This window comes from Bradyrhizobium sp. DN3, from assembly GCF_041357655.1.
Lineage (GTDB): Bacteria > Pseudomonadota > Alphaproteobacteria > Rhizobiales > Xanthobacteraceae > Bradyrhizobium.
Genome location: NZ_JAULLN010000010.1, coordinates 82,417 through 101,172 on the forward strand (window position 1 = coordinate 82,417; position 18,756 = coordinate 101,172).

17 protein-coding genes and 1 tRNA gene are annotated in these 18,756 nt (G+C 64.4%); 13 read left to right on the forward strand and 5 right to left on the reverse strand.

The window, feature by feature from the left end; genetic code table 11:
* Nucleotides 1–88 precede the first annotated feature (88 nt).
* Nucleotides 89–165, reverse strand: a tRNA-Met gene (locus AAE027_RS16795).
* 311 nt (nt 166–476) lie between these two features.
* Between AAE027_RS16795 and AAE027_RS16800 the strand changes: the two genes are divergently transcribed.
* The gene (locus tag AAE027_RS16800; RefSeq protein WP_370987898.1) at nt 477–1,946 is read left to right on the forward strand and encodes a coniferyl aldehyde dehydrogenase; all 1,470 of its coding nucleotides are present in this window, start codon (nt 477–479) and stop codon (nt 1,944–1,946) included.
* Nucleotides 1,947–2,214: 268 nt separating this feature from the next.
* Here AAE027_RS16800 and AAE027_RS16805 read toward each other — a convergent pair whose 3' ends face one another.
* Nucleotides 2,215–2,976, reverse strand: coding sequence for an SDR family oxidoreductase (locus tag AAE027_RS16805; RefSeq protein ID WP_128936733.1), 762 nt, complete (start codon nt 2,974–2,976; stop codon nt 2,215–2,217).
* 135 nt (nt 2,977–3,111) lie between these two features.
* On the opposite strand from AAE027_RS16805, the gene AAE027_RS16810 reads away from it, so the two are divergent.
* Together AAE027_RS16810 and AAE027_RS16815 are read left to right on the forward strand one after the other, a co-directional pair.
* Nucleotides 3,112–3,624, forward strand: coding sequence for a CvpA family protein (locus tag AAE027_RS16810; protein ID WP_370987897.1), 513 nt, complete (start codon nt 3,112–3,114; stop codon nt 3,622–3,624).
* A 127-nt stretch (nt 3,625–3,751) separates the two neighbouring features.
* The gene (locus AAE027_RS16815; RefSeq protein ID WP_128955614.1) at nt 3,752–4,534 is read left to right on the forward strand and encodes an SDR family oxidoreductase; all 783 of its coding nucleotides are present in this window, start codon (nt 3,752–3,754) and stop codon (nt 4,532–4,534) included.
* Between the two features lie 207 nt (nt 4,535–4,741).
* Here AAE027_RS16815 and AAE027_RS16820 read toward each other — a convergent pair whose 3' ends face one another.
* The gene (locus AAE027_RS16820) at nt 4,742–5,218 is read right to left on the reverse strand and encodes a DUF3775 domain-containing protein (RefSeq protein ID WP_370987896.1); all 477 of its coding nucleotides are present in this window, start codon (nt 5,216–5,218) and stop codon (nt 4,742–4,744) included.
* A 126-nt stretch (nt 5,219–5,344) separates the two neighbouring features.
* On the opposite strand from AAE027_RS16820, the gene AAE027_RS16825 reads away from it, so the two are divergent.
* From AAE027_RS16825 to AAE027_RS16860, 8 genes are all read left to right on the forward strand, one after another.
* Nucleotides 5,345–6,196, forward strand: a complete 852-nt coding sequence (locus AAE027_RS16825) for an MBL fold metallo-hydrolase (protein ID WP_370988015.1) — start codon at nt 5,345–5,347, stop codon at nt 6,194–6,196.
* A gap of 188 nt (nt 6,197–6,384) precedes the next feature.
* On the forward strand, nt 6,385–7,227 hold the full coding sequence (locus AAE027_RS16830) for a fumarylacetoacetate hydrolase family protein (protein ID WP_370987894.1): 843 nt from the start codon (nt 6,385–6,387) through the stop codon (nt 7,225–7,227).
* A gap of 164 nt (nt 7,228–7,391) precedes the next feature.
* Nucleotides 7,392–8,003: a glutathione S-transferase family protein gene (locus AAE027_RS16835; protein WP_370987893.1), complete on the forward strand. Its 612-nt coding sequence runs from the start codon at nt 7,392–7,394 to the stop codon at nt 8,001–8,003.
* Between the two features lie 15 nt (nt 8,004–8,018).
* Nucleotides 8,019–8,888, forward strand: a complete 870-nt coding sequence (locus AAE027_RS16840) for an MBL fold metallo-hydrolase (RefSeq protein ID WP_370987892.1) — start codon at nt 8,019–8,021, stop codon at nt 8,886–8,888.
* A 214-nt stretch (nt 8,889–9,102) separates the two neighbouring features.
* Nucleotides 9,103–10,251 (forward strand): alpha/beta hydrolase, encoded by a 1,149-nt coding sequence (locus tag AAE027_RS16845; RefSeq protein WP_370987891.1) that lies wholly within the window; start codon nt 9,103–9,105, stop codon nt 10,249–10,251.
* Nucleotides 10,252–10,316: 65 nt separating this feature from the next.
* Nucleotides 10,317–11,288 (forward strand): iron exporter MbfA, encoded by a 972-nt coding sequence (gene mbfA, locus AAE027_RS16850; protein ID WP_370987889.1) that lies wholly within the window; start codon nt 10,317–10,319, stop codon nt 11,286–11,288.
* A 251-nt stretch (nt 11,289–11,539) separates the two neighbouring features.
* Nucleotides 11,540–13,012 (forward strand): amidase, encoded by a 1,473-nt coding sequence (locus tag AAE027_RS16855; protein ID WP_370987888.1) that lies wholly within the window; start codon nt 11,540–11,542, stop codon nt 13,010–13,012.
* A gap of 188 nt (nt 13,013–13,200) precedes the next feature.
* On the forward strand, nt 13,201–13,554 hold the full coding sequence (locus AAE027_RS16860) for a nuclear transport factor 2 family protein (RefSeq protein ID WP_370987887.1): 354 nt from the start codon (nt 13,201–13,203) through the stop codon (nt 13,552–13,554).
* A gap of 214 nt (nt 13,555–13,768) precedes the next feature.
* Here the strand turns inward: AAE027_RS16860 and AAE027_RS16865 are convergent, their stop codons facing one another.
* Together AAE027_RS16865 and AAE027_RS16870 are read right to left on the reverse strand one after the other, a co-directional pair.
* A complete protein-coding gene (locus AAE027_RS16865; protein ID WP_370987886.1) occupies nt 13,769–14,857 on the reverse strand; it encodes a Zn-dependent alcohol dehydrogenase in 1,089 nt (362 codons plus the stop codon).
* A gap of 156 nt (nt 14,858–15,013) precedes the next feature.
* Entirely contained in the window at nt 15,014–16,798 is a 1,785-nt protein-coding gene (locus tag AAE027_RS16870; protein WP_370987885.1) for an acyl-CoA dehydrogenase family protein, read from the reverse strand.
* 222 nt (nt 16,799–17,020) lie between these two features.
* Here AAE027_RS16870 and AAE027_RS16875 point away from each other — a divergent pair, with 222 nt between their 5' ends.
* Nucleotides 17,021–17,722 (forward strand): SDR family oxidoreductase, encoded by a 702-nt coding sequence (locus AAE027_RS16875; protein WP_128936745.1) that lies wholly within the window; start codon nt 17,021–17,023, stop codon nt 17,720–17,722.
* Between the two features lie 167 nt (nt 17,723–17,889).
* Nucleotides 17,890–18,720 carry an enoyl-CoA hydratase gene (locus AAE027_RS16880; protein ID WP_370987884.1) on the forward strand — a complete coding sequence of 277 codons (831 nt, stop codon included), beginning with the start codon at nt 17,890–17,892 and terminating at the stop codon, nt 18,718–18,720.
* Nucleotides 18,721–18,756 lie beyond the last annotated feature (36 nt).

Here is an 18,756-nt window from a genome sequence, read left to right on the forward strand (position 1 = left end):
TACTGGCCGTTGATGGCGATCGTCCCCAAAACAAAAATGGCCCGCATCAAGCGGGCCATCTTCGTATCGGATCCGGTCAATCCGAATTTGGTTGCGGGGATAGGATTTGAACCTATGACCTTCAGGTTATGAGCCTGACGAGCTACCGGGCTGCTCCACCCCGCGTTAAACACTTGCTTTGCCTTCGCCAAAATGCCGGGGACAGTGAGGTAAGGCCGACGCTGTTCGCGTGGCTTGCTCCGTCCGTCCCAAAGGCTTCCTTGGAAGGCAACCCCGGGCAACGCCCATCGGGTGCGGGGCGTATGTATCAAGGCGGGCTGCCTTTGGAAAGGGCTGCGGGAACGTTTTTTTCGACTTTATGACAGCGGATGGACCGATTTTGGGTCCGTTTGGCATGCACTTGCCAGGAGTTCCGCAAAGGGCCAGCTTGGCCGCAACAAAATCAGGGCCGGACGCCCATTTTAGGGAGGAACGCCATGGACCGTACTTTGGACCCTACCTTGGACCCTGCCTTGGACCAGTCCCTGACAGGCACCCCGCTGCGGGCGCTGCAGGATGCCTTCCATGCCATGGTCGCGCGGTCGCGGGCCGAGCCGGCGCCTGACCTGGCCGAGCGGCTCGACCGGCTGGCGCGGCTGCGCGCGGTGGTCGCGGACAATGAGGAGCGCTTCCGGCAGGCGATCTCGGCCGATTTCGGCCACCGCTCGGCGGTCGAGACCACGATTGCCGAGACCATGCTGGTGTTCTCCGAGATCCGGCATGCCACAAAACACCTGAAGAGCTGGATGACATCACAGCGGGTCGCGACCGCGCTGCAATTCCTGCCTGCGCGCAACCGGCTGATGCCGCAGCCGCTCGGCGTGGTCGGCATCATCGCGCCCTGGAATTATCCGCTGCAGCTCACGCTCGCGCCCGCGATCGGCGCCATCGCCGCCGGCAACCGTGTCATCATCAAGCCGAGCGAGCTCGTGCCGCACTTCTCGGCGCTGCTGAAGGAGACGGTCGGGCAGAGGTTCGATGCCACCGAAGTGCTCGTCACCGGCATCGAGGACGAGATCGCAAAGGGCTTTGCGCGCCTGCCATTCGATCATCTCGTCTTCACCGGCTCGACGCGGGTCGGGCGGCTGGTCGCGGAGGCCGCGGGACGCAATCTGACGCCTGTGACGCTCGAGCTCGGCGGCAAGTCGCCCGCGATCATCGACGCCTCGGCCGATCTCAATGAGGCGGCCGAGCGCATCGTTTATGGAAAGCTGCTCAATGCCGGGCAGACCTGCATCGCGCCGGATTATGTGCTGGTGCCGGAGAATTCGGTGCAATCCTTTGCCGAAAAGGTGCGCACGCAGATGCGGCGCATGTTCGGCACCGATCCCGCCAACAAGGACTACACCTCCGTCATCTCCGACCGGCACTATGCGCGGCTCGAAGGCCTCGTCGCGGATGCGGCCCAGCGCGGCGCCAGGATCCTGCAACCGGCCAAGCCCGACGATCCCAACTGGAAGGCGCACCGCAAATTCCCGCCGACGCTGATCCTCAGTGCGACCGAAGCGATGGCGGTGATGCAGGAGGAGATCTTTGGGCCCGTGCTGCCGGTGCTGGGCTATCGCGATCCGGCCGACGCCATCGCTTTCGTCAACGCCCGCGACCGGCCGCTGGCGCTGTACTGGTTCGGCAAGGACAGCAACGCGCGCGACGAGGTGCTGTCGCGCACCATCTCCGGCGGCGTCACAATCAACGACTGCCTGTTTCACTTCACGCAAGTCAACCAGCCGATGGGCGGCGTCGGCGCATCCGGCACCGGCGCCTATCACGGCGAATGGGGCTTTCGCACCTTCAGCAAGCTGAAGCCAGTGTTCTATCGCTCCAAGTTCAACCGCCTCGCCGACCTCTATCCGCCCTATGGCGGCAAGATCGCGCGGCTGGAGAAGTTGATGCGGTTCATGTCGTAGGCTGTCTCAACGCCTCGATCACGCCGATACTGATCGGCGGCAACGCCAATGCACCGACCATCATGATCGCGGAGAAGGCCGCGGACATGATCAGGGCGGAGATGCGGTAGCTCTCTCCCTCTCCCCGTTCTTACGGGGAGAGGGTTGGGGTGAGGGGCCTCTATCCGCGAACTCGGTGAGAGACGGACTCGCGGAGGCTCCCCCTCACCCGGAATTTGCTGCGCAAGTTCCGGCCTCTCCCCGCACGCGGGGAGAGGCGAAGACACGCTCAATTCAACAAGAACCCGCCGTCCACCGTGACCACACTGCCCGTCATGTAGCGCGAAGCATTCGACGCCAGTAGCAGGATCGCGCCGTCGAGATCGGACTCGGCGCCGACGCGGCGCTGCGGGATGCGTTTGGCCAGGCGCTCACCTGCGGGCGTCGACCAGAAGGCGTGGTTCATCTCGGTGTCGATGTAGCCGGGCGCGAGCGCGTTGATGCGGATGTTCTGCCCGGCAAGCTCCAGCGCCATCGCCCTGGTCGCCTGGATGATGCCGGCCTTGGAGATCGCATAGGGCGACACCGCCTTGAGCACGCCGGTGCCGAGCACGGAGGCGATGTTGACGATGTTGCCCGACTGCTTGCGCGCGATCATGCGCCGCGCCACTTCCGTCGCGAGGAAATAGGCGCCCTTGAGGTTGGCGCCGATCACGGCATCCCAATCGGCCTCGGTCTGCTCGGTCGCGAGTTTCTCGATGGCGATGCCGGCATTGTTGATCAGCACGGTGACGGGCCCGAGCGCGGCTTCCGCCGCATCGACCGCCCTGGCGATCGACGCGGTGTCGGTGACGTCGAGCGCGACGGCGGCAGCGCGGCCGCCCTTGCCGCGGATTTCTTCCTCCAGGCTTTTCAGCTTGTCGGTCTGCCGCGCGGCGAGCGCGACGGATGCGCCATGGGCCGCCAGCACCCGGGCAAATTGCCGCCCCAGCCCCTGGCTCGCGCCGGTCACGAGGATGGTTTCTTTACTGACGTCGAACAGGTCTGACATGACGATTTCCTTGGGCGTGATCCCTGAGCTTTTGCAGCCATCAATACAGACGATTTTAGCGATCTGAAACCGGAATGATCGGTTCGGCGTTCATTCGTTCCAGCGCAGCAATGTTCCCGAGGTGAGCTCGCACGCATGAACAGTTTCGATCTCGCGGTCTATGCGGCACTCGCCATCGCGGTCGGCCTCGGGTTCAGGATCGGGCTGCTGCGCAGCGCCATGACCATCCTCGCCTATCTCCTCGCCGCGCCGATGGCGGTGGCGCTGATGCCGCTGATCGCGCCGCAGATCGCAGCCAATCCGAATTCGCCGCTGCTCCAGAACTGGATCTGGTTCTTCGCCATCTTCGTGGTGGTCGGCATGCTGCTCGGGCATATCGGCCGCATCGCGCTGAACGACACCATCGGCGAGGCCGGCATCGGCGACCGGCTCGGCGGCGCCGCGCTCGGCGCCATCAGGGTCGGCCTCGTCGCCATCACGCTGGTAGCGGTGTTCGACCAGATCGTGCCGGCCAACCGCGAGCCGCCGTTCCTCGCCGGCTCGCATCTGCGGCCGTTGTTCTCGACGGTGGGGCGGATGGGATTCAAGTCGCTGCCGCCGGAAGCGGCTGCCGCGATCGACCGCCTCAAGCAGGAGCGGCGCATCTGATCCAGCGCATTTGCATCGCGGCGAGGACGCGCATGCATTTTGGTGCGAGCCCGTCCCTTATCAGCGGCATCGATGTTGGCTAGAGTGGCCGCATCCAAAACCTGCCTGACATTACGGGAGTGAAACAGTGGATCTTGGGATCAAAGGTCGCCGCGCCATCGTCTGCGCATCCAGCAAGGGCCTCGGGCGCGCCTGCGCCATCGCGCTGGCGGAGGCCGGCGTTCACGTCACGCTGACCGCGCGCGGTGCCGAAGCTCTGAAGAAGACCGCCGACGACATCCGCAAAGCCTATCCTGACGTGACCGTCACCGAGATCGTCGGCGACATTACGACGCCGGCGGGTCGCGAGGCCGTGCTGAAGGCCTGCCCCGAGCCGGATATCCTGGTCAACAATGCCGGCGGCCCGCCGCCCGGCGATTTCCGCAACTGGACCCGCGACGACTGGATCAAGGCGATCGACGCCAATATGCTGACGCCGATCGAGCTGATCAAGGCGACGGTGGACGGCATGATGGCGCGCAAGTTCGGCCGCATCGTCAACATCACCTCGGCCGCGGTGAAGGCGCCGATCGACATCCTCGGCCTTTCCAACGGCGCGCGCGCCGGCCTCACCGGCTTCATCGCCGGCCTGTCGCGCAAGACCGTGATCAACAACGTCACCATCAACGGCCTGTTGCCTGGCCCGTTCGAGACCGATCGTCTCACCGGCACCGCCAAGGCCGAAGCCGACAAGCGCGGCGTCACGCCGGAGCAGATCCTTGCCGACCGTGCCAAGCTCAACCCTGCGGGGCGCTTCGGCCAGCCCGACGAGTTCGGCTATGCCTGCGCCTTCCTGTGCGGCGCCAAGGCCGGCTTCATCACCGGGCAGAACATCTTGCTCGATGGCGGCGCGTTCCCGGGAACGCTGTAAGGCTCTCCGCTCTCTCCCCGTCATTGCGAGGAGCCCTCGCGACGAAGCAATCCAGACTGCCGCCGCGGAAAGATTCTGGATTGCTTCGCTGCGCTCGCAATGACGAGAATGGGGTGGCGACCTTCCGACACAACAGCCACAACACGCTGCCTCGCCCGGGCGCCCGCTCCCTCCCCGTGACTGCGGGGAGAGAGCGGTCTTATGAAGTTACCGCTGCTTCGTCGCTTCGTCCTCGTCGCGCTCGCTGGGATCGGAGGAATCGGCGGTGAGACGCTCACTGGTCCAGTCGATACCGAACTCGTCGAGTCCAGCGGCGAGCAGATCGCCCAGCATGGGCTCGCCGAGCAGATAGTGCACCGTTTCACGGCGCGGGCTGCCATAGGCGCCCCGCGCCTCCACGGCGCGCGCGCGCAAATCGTCCCAATCATCGATGGTGCCGTCGCCGCGACCGAGCCAGGTCAGCGCGACGAGATCGATCTGTTCGTCCTCGTTCAAGACGATCATGAAGCTGCCGAGCTCGTGGCCGACCGGATCGGAGCCGTTGTCCTCGAGGACGTCGATCGCGTCGTCATCGCTCGGGTTCGAGCCGGAATCCGGATCGGAAGCCGCCTCCTTGACGTCGAATTCGCGCGCCTTCTCGATGATGAAGGCGACCTTGTCCGCGGAAATCGCAAGCTCTGGCATGGCTCCCTCTCCGGCTTCTTTCCGGTTCCTCGCGATAACGCCACATCACCTCAGATGATCCATTGCGCTTGATGGCGGAAAGTGCGCATGTTCCAACGCAAGAGCAAGAACACGGGGATGCGCCGGATGCAGTGGAAGGTCGGCAAGGTCAGGATCACGAAATTCGTCGAAATGGAGACGGTGGGCTCGACCCGCTTCATCCTGCCGGCAGCGACCAACGACGAAATCCGCAAGCTGCCCTGGCTGATCCCGCAGTTCGCCACCGAAGAAGGCCGGCTGAAGATGTCGATCCACTCGCTTGTGGTGGAGACGCCTACGCACCGGATCGTGGTCGACACCGGCCTTGGCAACGACAAGCAGGGCCGCGGCGTCCCGACCTGGAACAACCGCACCACGCCGTTTCTGGAGACCATGACCGCGGCGGGTTTTCCGCCTGACAGCATCGACACCGTGCTGTGCACGCATCTTCACGTCGACCATGTCGGCTGGAACACGAGGCTGGTCGACGGCCGATGGGTGCCGACCTTTCCGAAGGCGCGCTACGTCTTCGGCAGGACCGAATATGAATACTGGCGCGATTACACGGCCGAGCCGGATAAGGTTGCGGTGTTCAACGATTCCGTGAAGCCGGTCGTCGATGCTGACCAGGCCGAGCTGATCCCGAGCGACCACCAGCTCTGCGAGGAAATCAAGCTGATCCCGACCCCGGGCCACAGTCCCGGGCACATGAGCGTCCTGATCGAGTCCGGTGGCGAGCAGGGGCTTCTGACCGGCGACGTCGCCCATCATCCCTGCCAGATGGCGCATCTCGACTGGTGCTCGGTCGTCGATTCCGATCAGACCCAGTCGGCCGCGACACGGCGCGAGATGTTCTCGCGTTTTGCCGACACGCCGACACTGGTGATCGGCGGGCATTATTCGGCGGGGCATATCAAGCGGGCGGGAGACGCGTTCAAATTTGTGGCGTTGCAATCGTAGGGTGGGCAAAGCGACGCGTGCCCACCGTCTCCGGACCACTAAAAAGAATGGTGGGCACGGCGCTCCGCGCCTTTGCCCACCCTTCAAAGATTGGCAGCAATGCGCTCCTCTCTAGGCGGTTGAATTTCCCGCCGCCCTGTTCCATGAAGCTGTTCAACCGATCGGTCCATTCCCAGGGAGAAACGAGAATGAAGCTTGTTCGTTACGGCGAGAAGGGTGCGGAAAAGCCCGGCCTGATCGATAGATCCGGCCAGTTGCGCGACCTGTCGGCGCAGGTGAAGGACCTGACCGGTGAAGCCTATTCGCCTGATACCCTGAAGAAGCTGGCAGGCCTCGACCCCGCCTCGCTGCCCGCCGTGTCGGGCAAGCCGCGGTTCGGCGCACCGGTCACCGGCATCTCGAAATTCGTCGCCATCGGCCTCAATTACAGCGACCACGCCAAGGAGACCGGCGCTGCGATCCCGAGCGAGCCGATCATCTTCATGAAGGCGAACACCTCACTGTCCGGCCCGAACGACGCGGTCGAGAAGCCGCGCGGCTCGACCAAGCTCGACTGGGAGGTTGAGATCGCCGCGATCATCGGCACCCGTGCCAAATATGTCTCGGAAGCCGACGCGCTGAACTACGTCGCCGGCTATTGCGTCTGCAACGACGTCTCCGAGCGCAACTTCCAGACCGAGCGCCTGGGCCAGTGGACCAAGGGCAAGTCGCACGACACGTTCGGCCCGCTCGGCCCGTGGCTCGCCACCAAGGACGAGATCAAGGATGTGCAGGACCTGTCGATGTGGCTCGACGTCAACGGCCAGCGTCGCCAGACCGGCTCGACCAAGACCATGATCTTCTCCATGGCGAAGTGCGTCTCCTACGTCTCGCAGTTCATGACGCTCCTGCCCGGCGACATCATCACCACCGGCACCCCGCCCGGCGTCGGCCTCGGCATGAAGCCGCCGACCTTCCTCAATGTCGGCGACGTCGTCACGCTCGGCATCGAAGGTCTCGGCGAGCAGCGCCAGGAGATCATCGCGGCGTAAGCTGCTGCCCTCTCCCGTCATTGCGAGCGAAGCGAAGCAATCCAGAGATCGTCCTACAGAGGCAGTCTGGATTGCTTCGTCGCTCCAGCGCAAAATTGCTTCGCAATTTTGTCGCTTCGCTCCTCGCAATGACGAACTACAACTTTCATTGTGGGATGTTCGCCATGAAGCTCACCTTCTCCCCCGCCTCGCCCTTCGCCCGCAAGGTGCGCATCGCCGCGATCGAGCTCGGGCTGATCGACAAGATCGAGCTCGTGCCCGCAACCGTCGCGCCGGGCACGGCCAACGAGGACTATTCACGCATCACGCCGCTGAAGAAGCTGCCGGTGCTGATCACCAATGACGGCGACGTGATTTTGGACTCCTACGTCATCGTCGAATATCTCAACGAGATCGTCGGCGGCAGCCTGATCCCCGGCTACGGTCCGCGGCGCTGGAAGGCCAAGACCAACCACTCGCTGCTCAACGGCATGCTCGATTCCATGCTGCTGTGCCGCTACGAGAAGATGGTGCGGCCGCAGGGCCTGCAATGGCAGGCCTGGTCGGACGACCATTGGAACAGGGCTTGGACCGGCATGGCGCGCTTCGAGAACATGCCGGAGGTGCTAAACGGCCCGTTCGACATCTCGCAGATCGGCCTCGTTTGCGTGCTCGGCTATGCCGACTTCCGCTTCGCCGATTGCGGCTGGCGCAAGGCCTATCCCAAGCTCGACGCCTTCCATCAGAAGATGCTGGAGCGGCCTTCCGTGAAAATCTCGGTGCCGCCTCCCGCGTAAATCGCAGGAGCTCTCATGAGCCTCAAATATTCGGTCGGCGATCTCACCATCCATCGCGTCATCGAGCAGGAAGTCTCCTTCTTCTCGGCGCTGGAGTTCATTCCCGGGCTGACAGCGGAGGTGCTGGCCGAGAATCGGGCCTGGATGCGGCAGGCCAAGGCACTGGACGAGCAGGACACGCTGATCCTGTGCTTCCAGTCCTACGTGGTGAAGACGCCGCATCACACCATCCTGATTGACGGCTGCATCGGCAACGACAAGCCGCGGCCGCAGCGACCGAAATGGCACTTGAAGACCGACGACACCTACATGCGCGGCCTTCACGCCGCCGGGGTTTCGGCGGGCGACATCGACTTCGTGATGTGTACGCATCTGCATGCCGATCACGTCGGCTGGAACACCCGGCTCGAGAACGGCCGCTGGGTGCCGACCTTCCCCAAGGCGCGCTATGTCTTCGCCAAGCGGGAGTTCGACTACTGGACCGAGCACAATGCGAAGGCGGAGGTCCCGCCCTTTGCCGACAGCGTGTTGCCGGTGGTGGAGGCGGGGCGCCACGAACTCGTCGGCGGCGACCATCAGATCGGCGATCACATCCGCATCCTGCCGACGCCCGGCCACACGCCGGGCCATGTCGCCTTCACCATCGGACGCGGCAAGGACGATGCGGTGTTCTCCGGCGATCTCATCCACTCGCCGCTACAGGCGCTCTATCCGGAGCTGTCGATGAAATTCGACGTCGATCAGGCCACAGCGGCGAAAACGCGCCGCAGCTTCCTGGAGCGCTATTGCGACACCGACACGCTTTGCTGCACCGCGCATTTCCCCTCGCCGTCGGTCGGGAAGATCAAGCGCAAGGGCAGCGGATTCGTCTGCGCGGCGGTTTGATCTAGGACGGCTCGCGCTGCGAACTCCATCCTCCCCTGGAGAGGGAGGATCGGTTCGCATGGAGCGAAGCGGAATGCGAACCGAGGTGGGGTGACGGTCTGTCCTCGTTGAACACTGCCCGTGGGGAGAGATCACCCCACCCCGCTCGCGCTGCGCGCGATCGACCCTCCCCCTCCAGGGGAGGGTAAGAGCTCCCGCCCTCACGGAGGAAACGATGACAACGCTCCCCGACATCCCGCTTCCCGCCGGCATTCGCTCGCGTTACGTCGAGGGCATCAACGGCTTGCGCATGCATGTGCTGGAAGCCGGCTTCGAGACCAAGGGCCGGCCCTGCATCCTCCTGCTGCACGGCTTTCCTGAGCTCGCCTTCTCCTGGCGCAAGGTGATGCCGGCGCTCGCCGCCGCCGGCTATCACGTGATCGCGCCGGACCAGCGCGGCTATGGACGCACGACGGGATGGAGCGCCGAGTACGACGACGATCTCGCGCCCTTCTCGCTCTTCAACCTGGTGCGTGACGCGCTCGCCCTGGTGTCGGCTTTCGGCTACAGACAGGTTGATGTGGTCGGGCATGATTTCGGCAGCCCGGTCGCGGCCTGGTGCGCGCTAGTGCGGCCCGACATATTCCGTTCGGTGACGATGATGAGCGCGCCGTTTGGCGGACCGCCGCCGCTGCCCTTCAACACAGTCGACACGCCGGCAAAGCCTGCGGCCGAAGATTCCGTGCATCGCGAGCTTGCCGCGCTGCCGCGCCCGCGAAAACACTATCAATGGTACTATTCGACTCGCGCGGCCAACGGCGACATGCACCGCGCGCCCCAGGGCGTGCATGATTTCCTGCGTGCCTACTATCATCACAAGAGCGCGGACTGGACCGGCAACAAGCCCTATCCGCTGGAATCGTGGTCGGCGAATGAGCTGGCAAAGCTGCCGACCTATTACGTGATGGACCTGAATGAGACCATGCCAGAGACGGTCGCGAAGGAGATGCCGTCGCCGGCCGCCATCGCCGCCAATCAATGGCTGCCCGATCGCGAGCTCGCGTACTACAGCGCCGAATATGGGCGCACCGGATTCCAGGGTGGGCTGCAATGGTATCGCTGCGGCACATCGGGCGCTTTCAATCACGAACTGCAACTGTTCTCTGGCCGCAGCATCGACGTGCCCTCCTGCTTCATCTCGGGCAAGCAGGATTGGGGCACCTATCAGCGCCCCGGCGTGTTCGAGGCGATGCAGGCGCGCGCCTGCACGAAGATGCTCGGCTGCCATCTCGTCGATGGCGCCGGTCATTGGGTGCAGCAGGAGCAGCCTGCCGAAGTCACCCGGTTGCTGCTGGACTTCCTCGCAAAGGCCGGCACCGGCTGATTTGACCGGGGAACGGCGGCGTCCTATATAGTTTAGAATAATTCTAAACTCGTGACAGGGCCGTCGTGAAGAATTTTGCCGATCTGACCGAGCGCGAGGTGCTTGCGGTCGCGATCTCCTCCGAGGAGGAGGACAGTCGCATTTACATGACCTTCGCCGAGGACCTGAAGGAGCGCTATCCGGATTCGGCAAAGCTGTTCGAGCAGATGGCTGAGGAGGAGCGCGGCCATCGGCACATGCTACTGGAAATGTACGAGCAGCGTTTCGGCCAGCACCTGCCGCCGATCCGCCGCGAGGACGTCAAGGGCTTTTTGCGCCGCCGCCCGATCTGGCTGACCAAGAACCTGGCGCTCGATACGATCCGCAGAGAAGTCGAGACCATGGAGCTCGAGGCCGAGCGCTTCTATGCGAAGGCCGCCGAGCAGGCCGAGGACGTCAACGTCCGCCGGCTGCTCGGCGACCTCGCCGAGGCCGAGAAGAGCCACGAGAACACTGCCGCCAGACTGACGGGCGAGATCCTCAAGCCCGACGTGCGCGCCGAGGAAGACCGGACGCGGCGACGGATGTTCGTGCTGCAATATGTTCAGCCGGGCCTCGCCGGGTTGATGGACGGATCGGTCTCGACGCTGGCGCCGCTGTTTGCGGCGGCCTTCGCCACGCACCAGAACTGGCAGACATTTCTGGTGGGCCTTGCCGCATCGATCGGCGCCGGCATCAGCATGGGCTTTGCGGAAGCGCTCTCCGACGACGGTTCGCTGACCGGGCGCGGCTCGCCCTGGCTGCGCGGCCTCACCTGCGGCGCAATGACGACGCTCGGCGGACTCGGCCACACCGCGCCCTATCTCGTGCCGGACAGCTGGGCCAACGCATTCTGGATCGCAACCGCAATCGCCTGCGTCGTCGTGTTCTTCGAATTGTGGGCGATCGCCTTCATCCGCGCGCGCTACATGGACACACCGTTCCTCCAGGCCGTATTCCAAATCGTGCTCGGCGGCGCCATCGTGCTGGCGGTGGGGATTGTGATCGGGGCGGCGTAGTAGCTTCACCCTCCGTTGTCATCGCCCGCGAAAGCGGGCGATGACAGTACGCCGCGCCAGATATGGTGAGAGCGAGCTCTCCAACGAAGGCCTCTGGAATACTGGATCGCCCGGTCAAGCCGGGCGATGACAGCGAGTTCTTGAACTCCGTCCGCTCCGTCCCGCCCGAATATCAATCGCGATCAAACAGCCGTTGCGGCATTCGGCCAAACTGCGCATCATCGTCCGACAATAAGAACAGGAGAGGTGCCGTGGCCAAATCGGAATGGAGTTTCAAGAGTGCGGTCGAGCTGTCGGCCGCATTGACCGCGAAGAAAGTCTCGGCGGTCGAGCTCACCCAGGACGCGATCGACCGCATCCAACGTCACGACGGCAAGATCAACGCGATCTGCGTCCGCGATTTCGATCGTGCGCTCGGCGCCGCGCGCGAGGCGGACGGGGCGCTGGCGCGCGGCGAAAGCAAAGCGCTGCTCGGCCTCCCCGTCACCGTGAAGGAGTCCTTCAACGTCGCCGGCCTGCCCACGACCTGGGGCTGGACACCGCAGAAGGATTTCAAGCCGGCGGAGGACGCACTGTCGATCACCCGGGTGAAGAACGCCGGCGGCATCATCCTCGGCAAGACCAACGTTCCCGTCGGCTTGGGCGATTGGCAGAGCTACAACGAGATCTACGGCACCACGAACAATCCGTTCGATCTCGACCGCACGCCTGGCGGCTCATCGGGCGGCTCGTCTGCGGCGCTCGCGGCCGGCTACGGACCGCTCTCGCTCGGCTCCGACATCGGCGGCTCGCTGCGGGTGCCCGCCTTCCATTGCGGGGTCTATGCGCACAAGCCGAGCTACAATCTCTGTCCGACGCGCGGCCATACGCCGCCGCCATTTCCGGCCATCCCGATGGAGCGCGACATGGCCGTTATCGGTCCGATGGCGCGGAGTGCGGCCGATCTGTCGCTGCTCCTGGAGGTGATGGCAGGTCCCGATCCGCTGGACCTCGGCATCGGATACAAGCTCGCGCTACCGGAGGCGCGACACCACGCGCTGAAGGATTTTCGGGTGCTAGTGATCGACAGCCACCCATTGCTGCCAGCGAATGCCGACATTCGCGGCGCGATCGAGAAGCTGGCGGGCCGATTGGCGAGCATGGGCACGCGTGTCGCACGCGAGAGCCCGCTGTTTCCGGATTTCACGGAAGCCTCGCGCCTCTACATGCGCATGCTGATGAGCTTTCTCGGCGCGTTCTTTCCGCCGGACATCCTCGCCGGCGCACGTGCGGGGGCGGCGCAACTCTCACCTGAGGACAAGAGCCTTGCAGCCGAGCGACTGCGCGGCATGACGTACACGCATCAGGCCTGGGTGTTCGACGAGGGCGCCCGCGCCGGGCTGCGCGCGCAATGGCGGCAATTGTTCAGGACATTCGATGCGGTGATCTGCCCGATCATGCCGACACCGGCCTATCCGCATGATCATTCGCCGCAGCAGGAGACGCGCCGGATCAACATCGACGGCAAGGACCATGTCTATCCGGACCAGCTTGCCTGGCCCGGCATCGCCACGCTGACGGGCCTGCCGGCAACGGCCATTCCTCTCGGTCTGTCGAAGGACGGCCTGCCGGTCGGCGTGCAGATCATCGGACCCTTCCTCGAGGACCGGACGCCGCTCAAGCTCGCCGAACTGATCGAGCGCGAGTTCGGCGGGTTCTTGCCGCCGAAGATGTTTGACGACTAGTCCTCCCCGTCATTGCGAGCCAACGGGTCCGCGCGAAGCGCGGCCCGATGACAGGCTCCGCGAAGCAATCCAGATTGTCACCGCGGAACGATTCTGGATTGCTTCGTCGCAAGGGCTCCTCGCAATGACGGGGTAAAAACAACGTCGAGATTTTGCGCTACGCACATCCCCGGGAGGGAGAAAATAGAATGAGCAACGACCTCGAACAGCTCACCGCGCTCAACCGCGACTATGTCGCCTCCGTGCAGAACTGCGACGTCAAGCGCTTCGACGAGATCCTTGCGCCGGAATTCTACTGCTCCAATCCCGACAAGACGCTGGTCGATCGCACAGCCTTCCTGGAGCAGACGGCGCGGCCGATCGCGATCCGCAATTTGCATGCGCATGACGTCATCATCCGCATCATGGGCGACTTCGCCATCATCCACGCCGCGACCAGCTACACCACGGCGGATGGCCAGCAGGCGACGGGGCGATATACCGATTGCTGGACGAAGACGAACGGGAAGTGGCTCGCTGTGTCCGCGCACGTGTCGCGGTGAGATCGTGATGCGGTGAGGTTGGGGAAGGGTGAGGCAGGCACGCTGCCGCTCCACCGCCAGCTGTCATGCCCCGGCTTGACCGGGGCATCCAGTACTCCGCGGCCGCAGTTCGTTCACACAACTTCTGCCGCGGAGTACTGGATCGCCCGGTCGAGCCGGGCGATGACACCTGAATTGGGGCGACAACGCCGGAGCAGCCGGCAAACGCCAGCGCTCAGCTATCGAACACGATCACGCTGCGCAGCGTCTTGCCGGCTTTCATGTTGGCAAAGCCCTCGTTGATCTCGTTTAGCTTCAGCTTGGCCGAGATCCAGTCCTCCAGGTGCAGCCGACCGCGCAGGTAGAAGTCAACCAGCCGCGGCATGTCCACGCGGAAATGGTTGGAGCCCATCGAGGAGCCCTGGATCTTGCGCTCGCGCAGGAAGTCGAAGCCGTGCAGCTCGATCTTCTGGCCGAACGGGATCATGCCGACGATGGTGGCCGTGCCGCCCGAAGCGAGCATGGCAAAGGCTTGCTCCGCGGTCTCCTTGCGGCCGAGCACCTCGAAGGAATGATGCACGCCGCCATTGGTGAGATCGCGTACCTGCTTCACAACGTCGCCGTCGGCGGGGTTGACGATGTCGGTCGCTCCCAGCTTGGTCGCGAGCTGGAGTTTTGCCGGATTGGTATCGATGGCGATGATGCGACCGGCGCCGGCGATCTGCGCGCCGTTGATCGCGGCCATGCCGACGCCGCCGCAGCCGATCACCGCCACGGTCTCGCCGGCCGTCACCTTGGCCGTGTTCACGACCGCGCCGTAGCCGGTGATGACGCCGCAACCGATCAGCGCGGCGAGATCCAGCGGCATTTCTTTGCGGATTTTGACGATCGCGTTCTCGTGCACCAGCATCTGCTCGGCGAAGGACGAGAGATTGAGAAACTGGTGCAGCTTCTCCGGTCTGGACCACTGCATCCGGTTGGAGACGCCCGGCAGCATCTTCACCGTGGTGTCGGTGCAGAGCACGGTGCGCCCCGTCGTGCAATTGTCGCAGGTGCCGCAGAAGACCGAAAGGCACGTGACGACGTGATCGCCGGGCTTGACGTAAGTGACGTCGGAGCCGACCTGCTCGACCACGCCGGCGGACTCGTGCCCAAGCACCGCGGGCAGCGGATGCGGATAGAGGCCCTCCATGAAGTGCAGATCGGAGTGACAGAGACCGGCGACCGCCGTGCGGACCAGGACCTCGCGCGGGCCCGGCTTCGGCAGGCTGATATCCTCGATGACGAGCGGCTGGTTGACTTCATAGAGGACGGCGGCCTTCATCGGTGTTTCCTCGGTGTTGTTGTTTCGTTTTGCCTCTCCCATGGGGAGAGGTCGGCGCGAAGCGCCGGGTGAGGGGTTACGCTCCCTCGTGGGACCTGGACCCCTCACCCGATTTGCTGCGCAAATCGACCTCTCCCTACGGGAGAGGTGAAGAGCCTACGCCGCCAGAACCAGTTCGCCAACCTCGCTCATGCCGGCGTCGCGATCGCCGAGCAGCAGCGCGGCGATCTTCTGCTTCACTGGATTTTCCGTCAGCCGGAACGGATCGCTCGGCAACACCCGGTGGTCGATCACGAGACGCGACAGCAACAGCCGGCGCGCGTCGCCGCGCATGTCGTGGATGCGGTGGCCTTCCCAAGCGAACGCGACGGCGCTGGCGACATGATAGAGCAGGCTGGTGGCGCGACGCGCGTCCGCCTCGTTGTCGGCCTTGCCCGCGACCTCGCGTGCGAAGCCGACGGCACGATCGACAAGACCGCGCAGATTATCACGCCAGGCCTGCGGCACGGACGCACTGTCGTCCAGCCGGGCGTGCAGATCGGCCGCGAGCGCGGATTCCGCACCATGACGACCGACCGCGCGCCGCAGCGCATCGATCGCGACGATGTTGCCGGTGCCTTCCCAGACCGAGCCGAGATGGGCATCCCGCAGCAGGCGGGCAGTGGCGAACTCCTCGATATAGCCAATGCCGCCGCGCATCTCGAGCGCATCGCCGCAGACCTTTCGCGCATCGCGCGTGGCGCGGAACTTCAGCGTTGGTGTGAGAATGCGCAACAGCGCCGCCGCATCCTGGCTGCCAGCCTCGGCGCGATCGAGCGCGTCGGCGGTGAGGAAGCTCATCGACAGCGCCTGCTCGACCGGCAGCATGATCTTCAGCATCTGCCGGCGACCGAGCGGCAGGTCGATGATGCGGTTGCCGAACACCACGCGGTTCTTCGCGACCGTCATTGCGTCGTGATAGGCCCGGCGCATCAGCGCGGCGGATTTGACGCCATTTGAGAGCCGCGACGAGTTCACCATCTCGGCCATCTGCACGAAGCCGCGGTCGAGCTTGCCGACGGCATAGGCGATCGCGCCTTCGAGCTTGATCTCGCCCGAGGCCATCGAGCGCGTGCCGAGCTTGTCCTTGAGGCGCACGATCCGGTAGTGGTTCTGCGCGCCGTCGTCGAGGAAGCGCGGCATCAGGAACAGACCGACGCCGCGGGTGCCTGGCCCGGCACCTTCGGGGCGCGCCAGCAGCATCACGACTTTGGCGTCCGCGTTCGAGCAGAACCATTTCTCGCCGTAGAGGCGCCAATGGTCGCCCTCCTGCACCGCGCGCGTGGTCAGCGTGCCGACGTCGGAGCCGCCTTCCTTCTCGGTCATGAACTGGCCGCCCTGGGTCAGCTTGCTCATGTCCGTCTGCGTGAGACCATCAAGATATTTGGCCTTCAGCGCATCGCTGCCGAAATTCGCCAGCAGCTTGGCGCAGCCGTCGGTGACGTTGATCGGGCAGCCCATGCCGAATTCGGTCTGATTGAACAGGAAGGTGAAGGCGTGTTTGGCCACCACGGGATATTTGTCTGGCCAGCCCATGATGCCCTTGCGGATCGAGAGCGCGTGGATGCCGAACTCACCGAAAGCAGCCTTCTCCAATTCGCGATAGGCCGGATGATATTCGATCCATTGCACGTCGCGGCCGAACTTGTCGCGCTGATGCAGGATGGGCGTATGCCGGTCGGCAAGCCGCGCGCATTCGTCGAGCGGGCCGCCGGCGAGTTCGCCGAGGCGATCGAGATGCGGCTCGATATGGCGGAACAGCGTGTCCGGCAGATGGATGCGCAAGAGGTCGGTCAGTGCGGGATCGGCGCGGTAGAAATTCATGCCTGAGGTGTCGGGCGCCAGCAGGCCGGACGGCTCGGCCGCGACACGTGCTGGCTGCGCTGGGACCGGCTTGTGCATGATCATCCTCTTCGTTTCCGCCCGACGGCAATTCTTTGCGCTTGCCGCTTGGAATGATGTCGATCATGCTCCAGAGGCGGATGCGGATAAAGCCGCAAATCGTCAGGGCGGCATGATCGCCGCGGGGGAGCAATTCGCCCTGCGGAATTGTGACCGCCCCGACTGGTTGTCCGCGCGGACCATGCATAGATCAACGGCTTCCTGTCTCCGAGAGATCACGCCATGGAACACCCAAAATACAAGATCGCGCTCATCGTCGGCGCCGGCGAAGGATTGAGCGCGTCGCTGGCGCGGCTGTTTGCCGCCCAGAACATCCGCGTCGCCCTTGCCGCGCGCAAGATCGAGAAGCTGGGCGCGCTCTGCACCGAGACCGGGGCCAAGGCCTATGCCTGCAACGCCACGGAGCCTGAGGAGGTCGAGCGGCTGTTCGGCCTGGTCGAGCGCGAGATCGGCACGCCCGACCTCGTCGTCTACAACGCCAGCGGCCGCACGCGCGGACCGTTCCTCGACCTGGTCCCTGCCGAAGTCGCGCAGGCGATCGCGGTCAGCGCCTATGGCGGCTTCCTGGTGGCGCAGCAGGCGGCCAAACGCATGCTGCCGAACAAGCACGGCGCGATCCTGTTCACCGGCGCCTCCGCCAGCGTCAAGGGCTATGCGCAGTCGACGCCCTTTGCGATGGGCAAGTTCGCGCTGCGCGGGCTCGCGCAGAGCATGGCGCGCGAATTGTCGCCGCAGGGCATCCATGTCGCGCATTTCGTCATCGATGGCGCGATCCGCAGCGCGGCGCGCACCGAGCCGGCCGACAAGCCGGACTCGATGCTCGACCCCGACGCCATCGCGCAGAGCTATTGGAACGTATTGCAGCAGCCGCGCAGCGCCTGGAGCTGGGAGCTGGAGTTGCGGCCGTGGGTGGAGAATTTTTGAAGTCGTGTTTTGAGGCAATAGCGTCACAACAATCGTCATTGCGAGCGAAGCGAAGCAATCCAGAGATATCTCCGCGGATACAGACTGGATTGTTTCGTCGCCAGCGCAAAATTGCTTTGCAATTTTGTCGCGGGCTCCTCGCAATGACGGAACAATAAGGGAGCGACATGAGCACGGAAACCACCATCGATACCGGTACCGATGAACTCCTCTGCGTGATCCGCGACCGCGTCGCCGTCATCACGCTGAATCGGCCCGAGGCGCGCAACTCGCTATCGGACACGCTGACGCCGGCGCTGCGCACGATGATCCGGAGCTGCGGCGAGAACCCTGATGTCGGCGCGCTGCTGCTTACCGGCGCGGGCGAAGCGTTCTGCGCCGGCGGCAACGTCAAGGGCATGGGCGCGCATCGTGATCCGAAGAAGCTGGAGATGTCGCTCGACGATCGCATCGCCGATCTCCAGGAGCGGCAGCGGCTGCTCACCGGCGCGCTGGTGTCGGTGCGCAAGCCGACGATCGCCGCCCTGCCCGGCCCCGCGGTCGGCGCCGGGCTTGCCATCGCCATGGCCTGCGACATTCGCATCGCCGCGCAATCTGCCTTTGTCGCCACTGGCTACGCCCGCATCGCGCTCAGCGGTGATTACGGCATCGCCTGGCTGCTGACCCGGCTGGTCGGCACCGCACGGGCGCGCGAATTGATGTTCACCGGCGACCGTGTCGACGCTGTCAGGTGCGAGGCCATCGGTCTCGTCAACCGTGTGGTGCCTGATGACAAACTGCAAACTGAAGCCTTCGCGCTGGCCAGATCTTTCGCCGAAGGCCCGCGCCTCGCGCTGCGCTACATGAAGGACAATCTCGACGAGGCCGTGCTGTTCGACTTCGAGACCGCCCGGGATCACGAAGCTGAACGGTTGATTCGCCTCACCACGACCGCCGATCACAAGGAGGCGGTGCAGGCCTTCATCGAGAAGCGCAAGGCGGTGTTCACGGGGAAGTAGGTGGCGCAAAAAAATGCCCGGCAGCAAGCCGGGCAT

Bases quoted from the DNA above. Each gene is read 5' to 3' on its own strand.
- AAE027_RS16800 (WP_370987898.1), top strand. From the start codon at position 477: ATGGACCGTACTTTGGACCCTACCTTGGACCCTGCCTTGGACCAGTCC.
- AAE027_RS16875 (WP_128936745.1), top strand. From the start codon at position 17,021: ATGGAACACCCAAAATACAAGATCGCGCTCATCGTCGGCGCCGGCGAA.
- AAE027_RS16810 (WP_370987897.1), top strand. From the start codon at position 3,112: ATGAACAGTTTCGATCTCGCGGTCTATGCGGCACTCGCCATCGCGGTC.
- AAE027_RS16870 (WP_370987885.1), bottom strand. From the start codon at position 16,798: ATGCACAAGCCGGTCCCAGCGCAGCCAGCACGTGTCGCGGCCGAGCCG.
- AAE027_RS16825 (WP_370988015.1), top strand. From the start codon at position 5,345: ATGCAGTGGAAGGTCGGCAAGGTCAGGATCACGAAATTCGTCGAAATG.
- AAE027_RS16845 (WP_370987891.1), top strand. From the start codon at position 9,103: ATGACAACGCTCCCCGACATCCCGCTTCCCGCCGGCATTCGCTCGCGT.
- AAE027_RS16865 (WP_370987886.1), bottom strand. From the start codon at position 14,857: ATGAAGGCCGCCGTCCTCTATGAAGTCAACCAGCCGCTCGTCATCGAG.
- AAE027_RS16835 (WP_370987893.1), top strand. From the start codon at position 7,392: ATGAAGCTCACCTTCTCCCCCGCCTCGCCCTTCGCCCGCAAGGTGCGC.
- AAE027_RS16830 (WP_370987894.1), top strand. From the start codon at position 6,385: ATGAAGCTTGTTCGTTACGGCGAGAAGGGTGCGGAAAAGCCCGGCCTG.
- AAE027_RS16820 (WP_370987896.1), bottom strand. From the start codon at position 5,218: ATGCCAGAGCTTGCGATTTCCGCGGACAAGGTCGCCTTCATCATCGAG.
- AAE027_RS16840 (WP_370987892.1), top strand. From the start codon at position 8,019: ATGAGCCTCAAATATTCGGTCGGCGATCTCACCATCCATCGCGTCATC.
- AAE027_RS16805 (WP_128936733.1), bottom strand. From the start codon at position 2,976: ATGTCAGACCTGTTCGACGTCAGTAAAGAAACCATCCTCGTGACCGGC.
- AAE027_RS16880 (WP_370987884.1), top strand. From the start codon at position 17,890: ATGAGCACGGAAACCACCATCGATACCGGTACCGATGAACTCCTCTGC.
- AAE027_RS16860 (WP_370987887.1), top strand. From the start codon at position 13,201: ATGAGCAACGACCTCGAACAGCTCACCGCGCTCAACCGCGACTATGTC.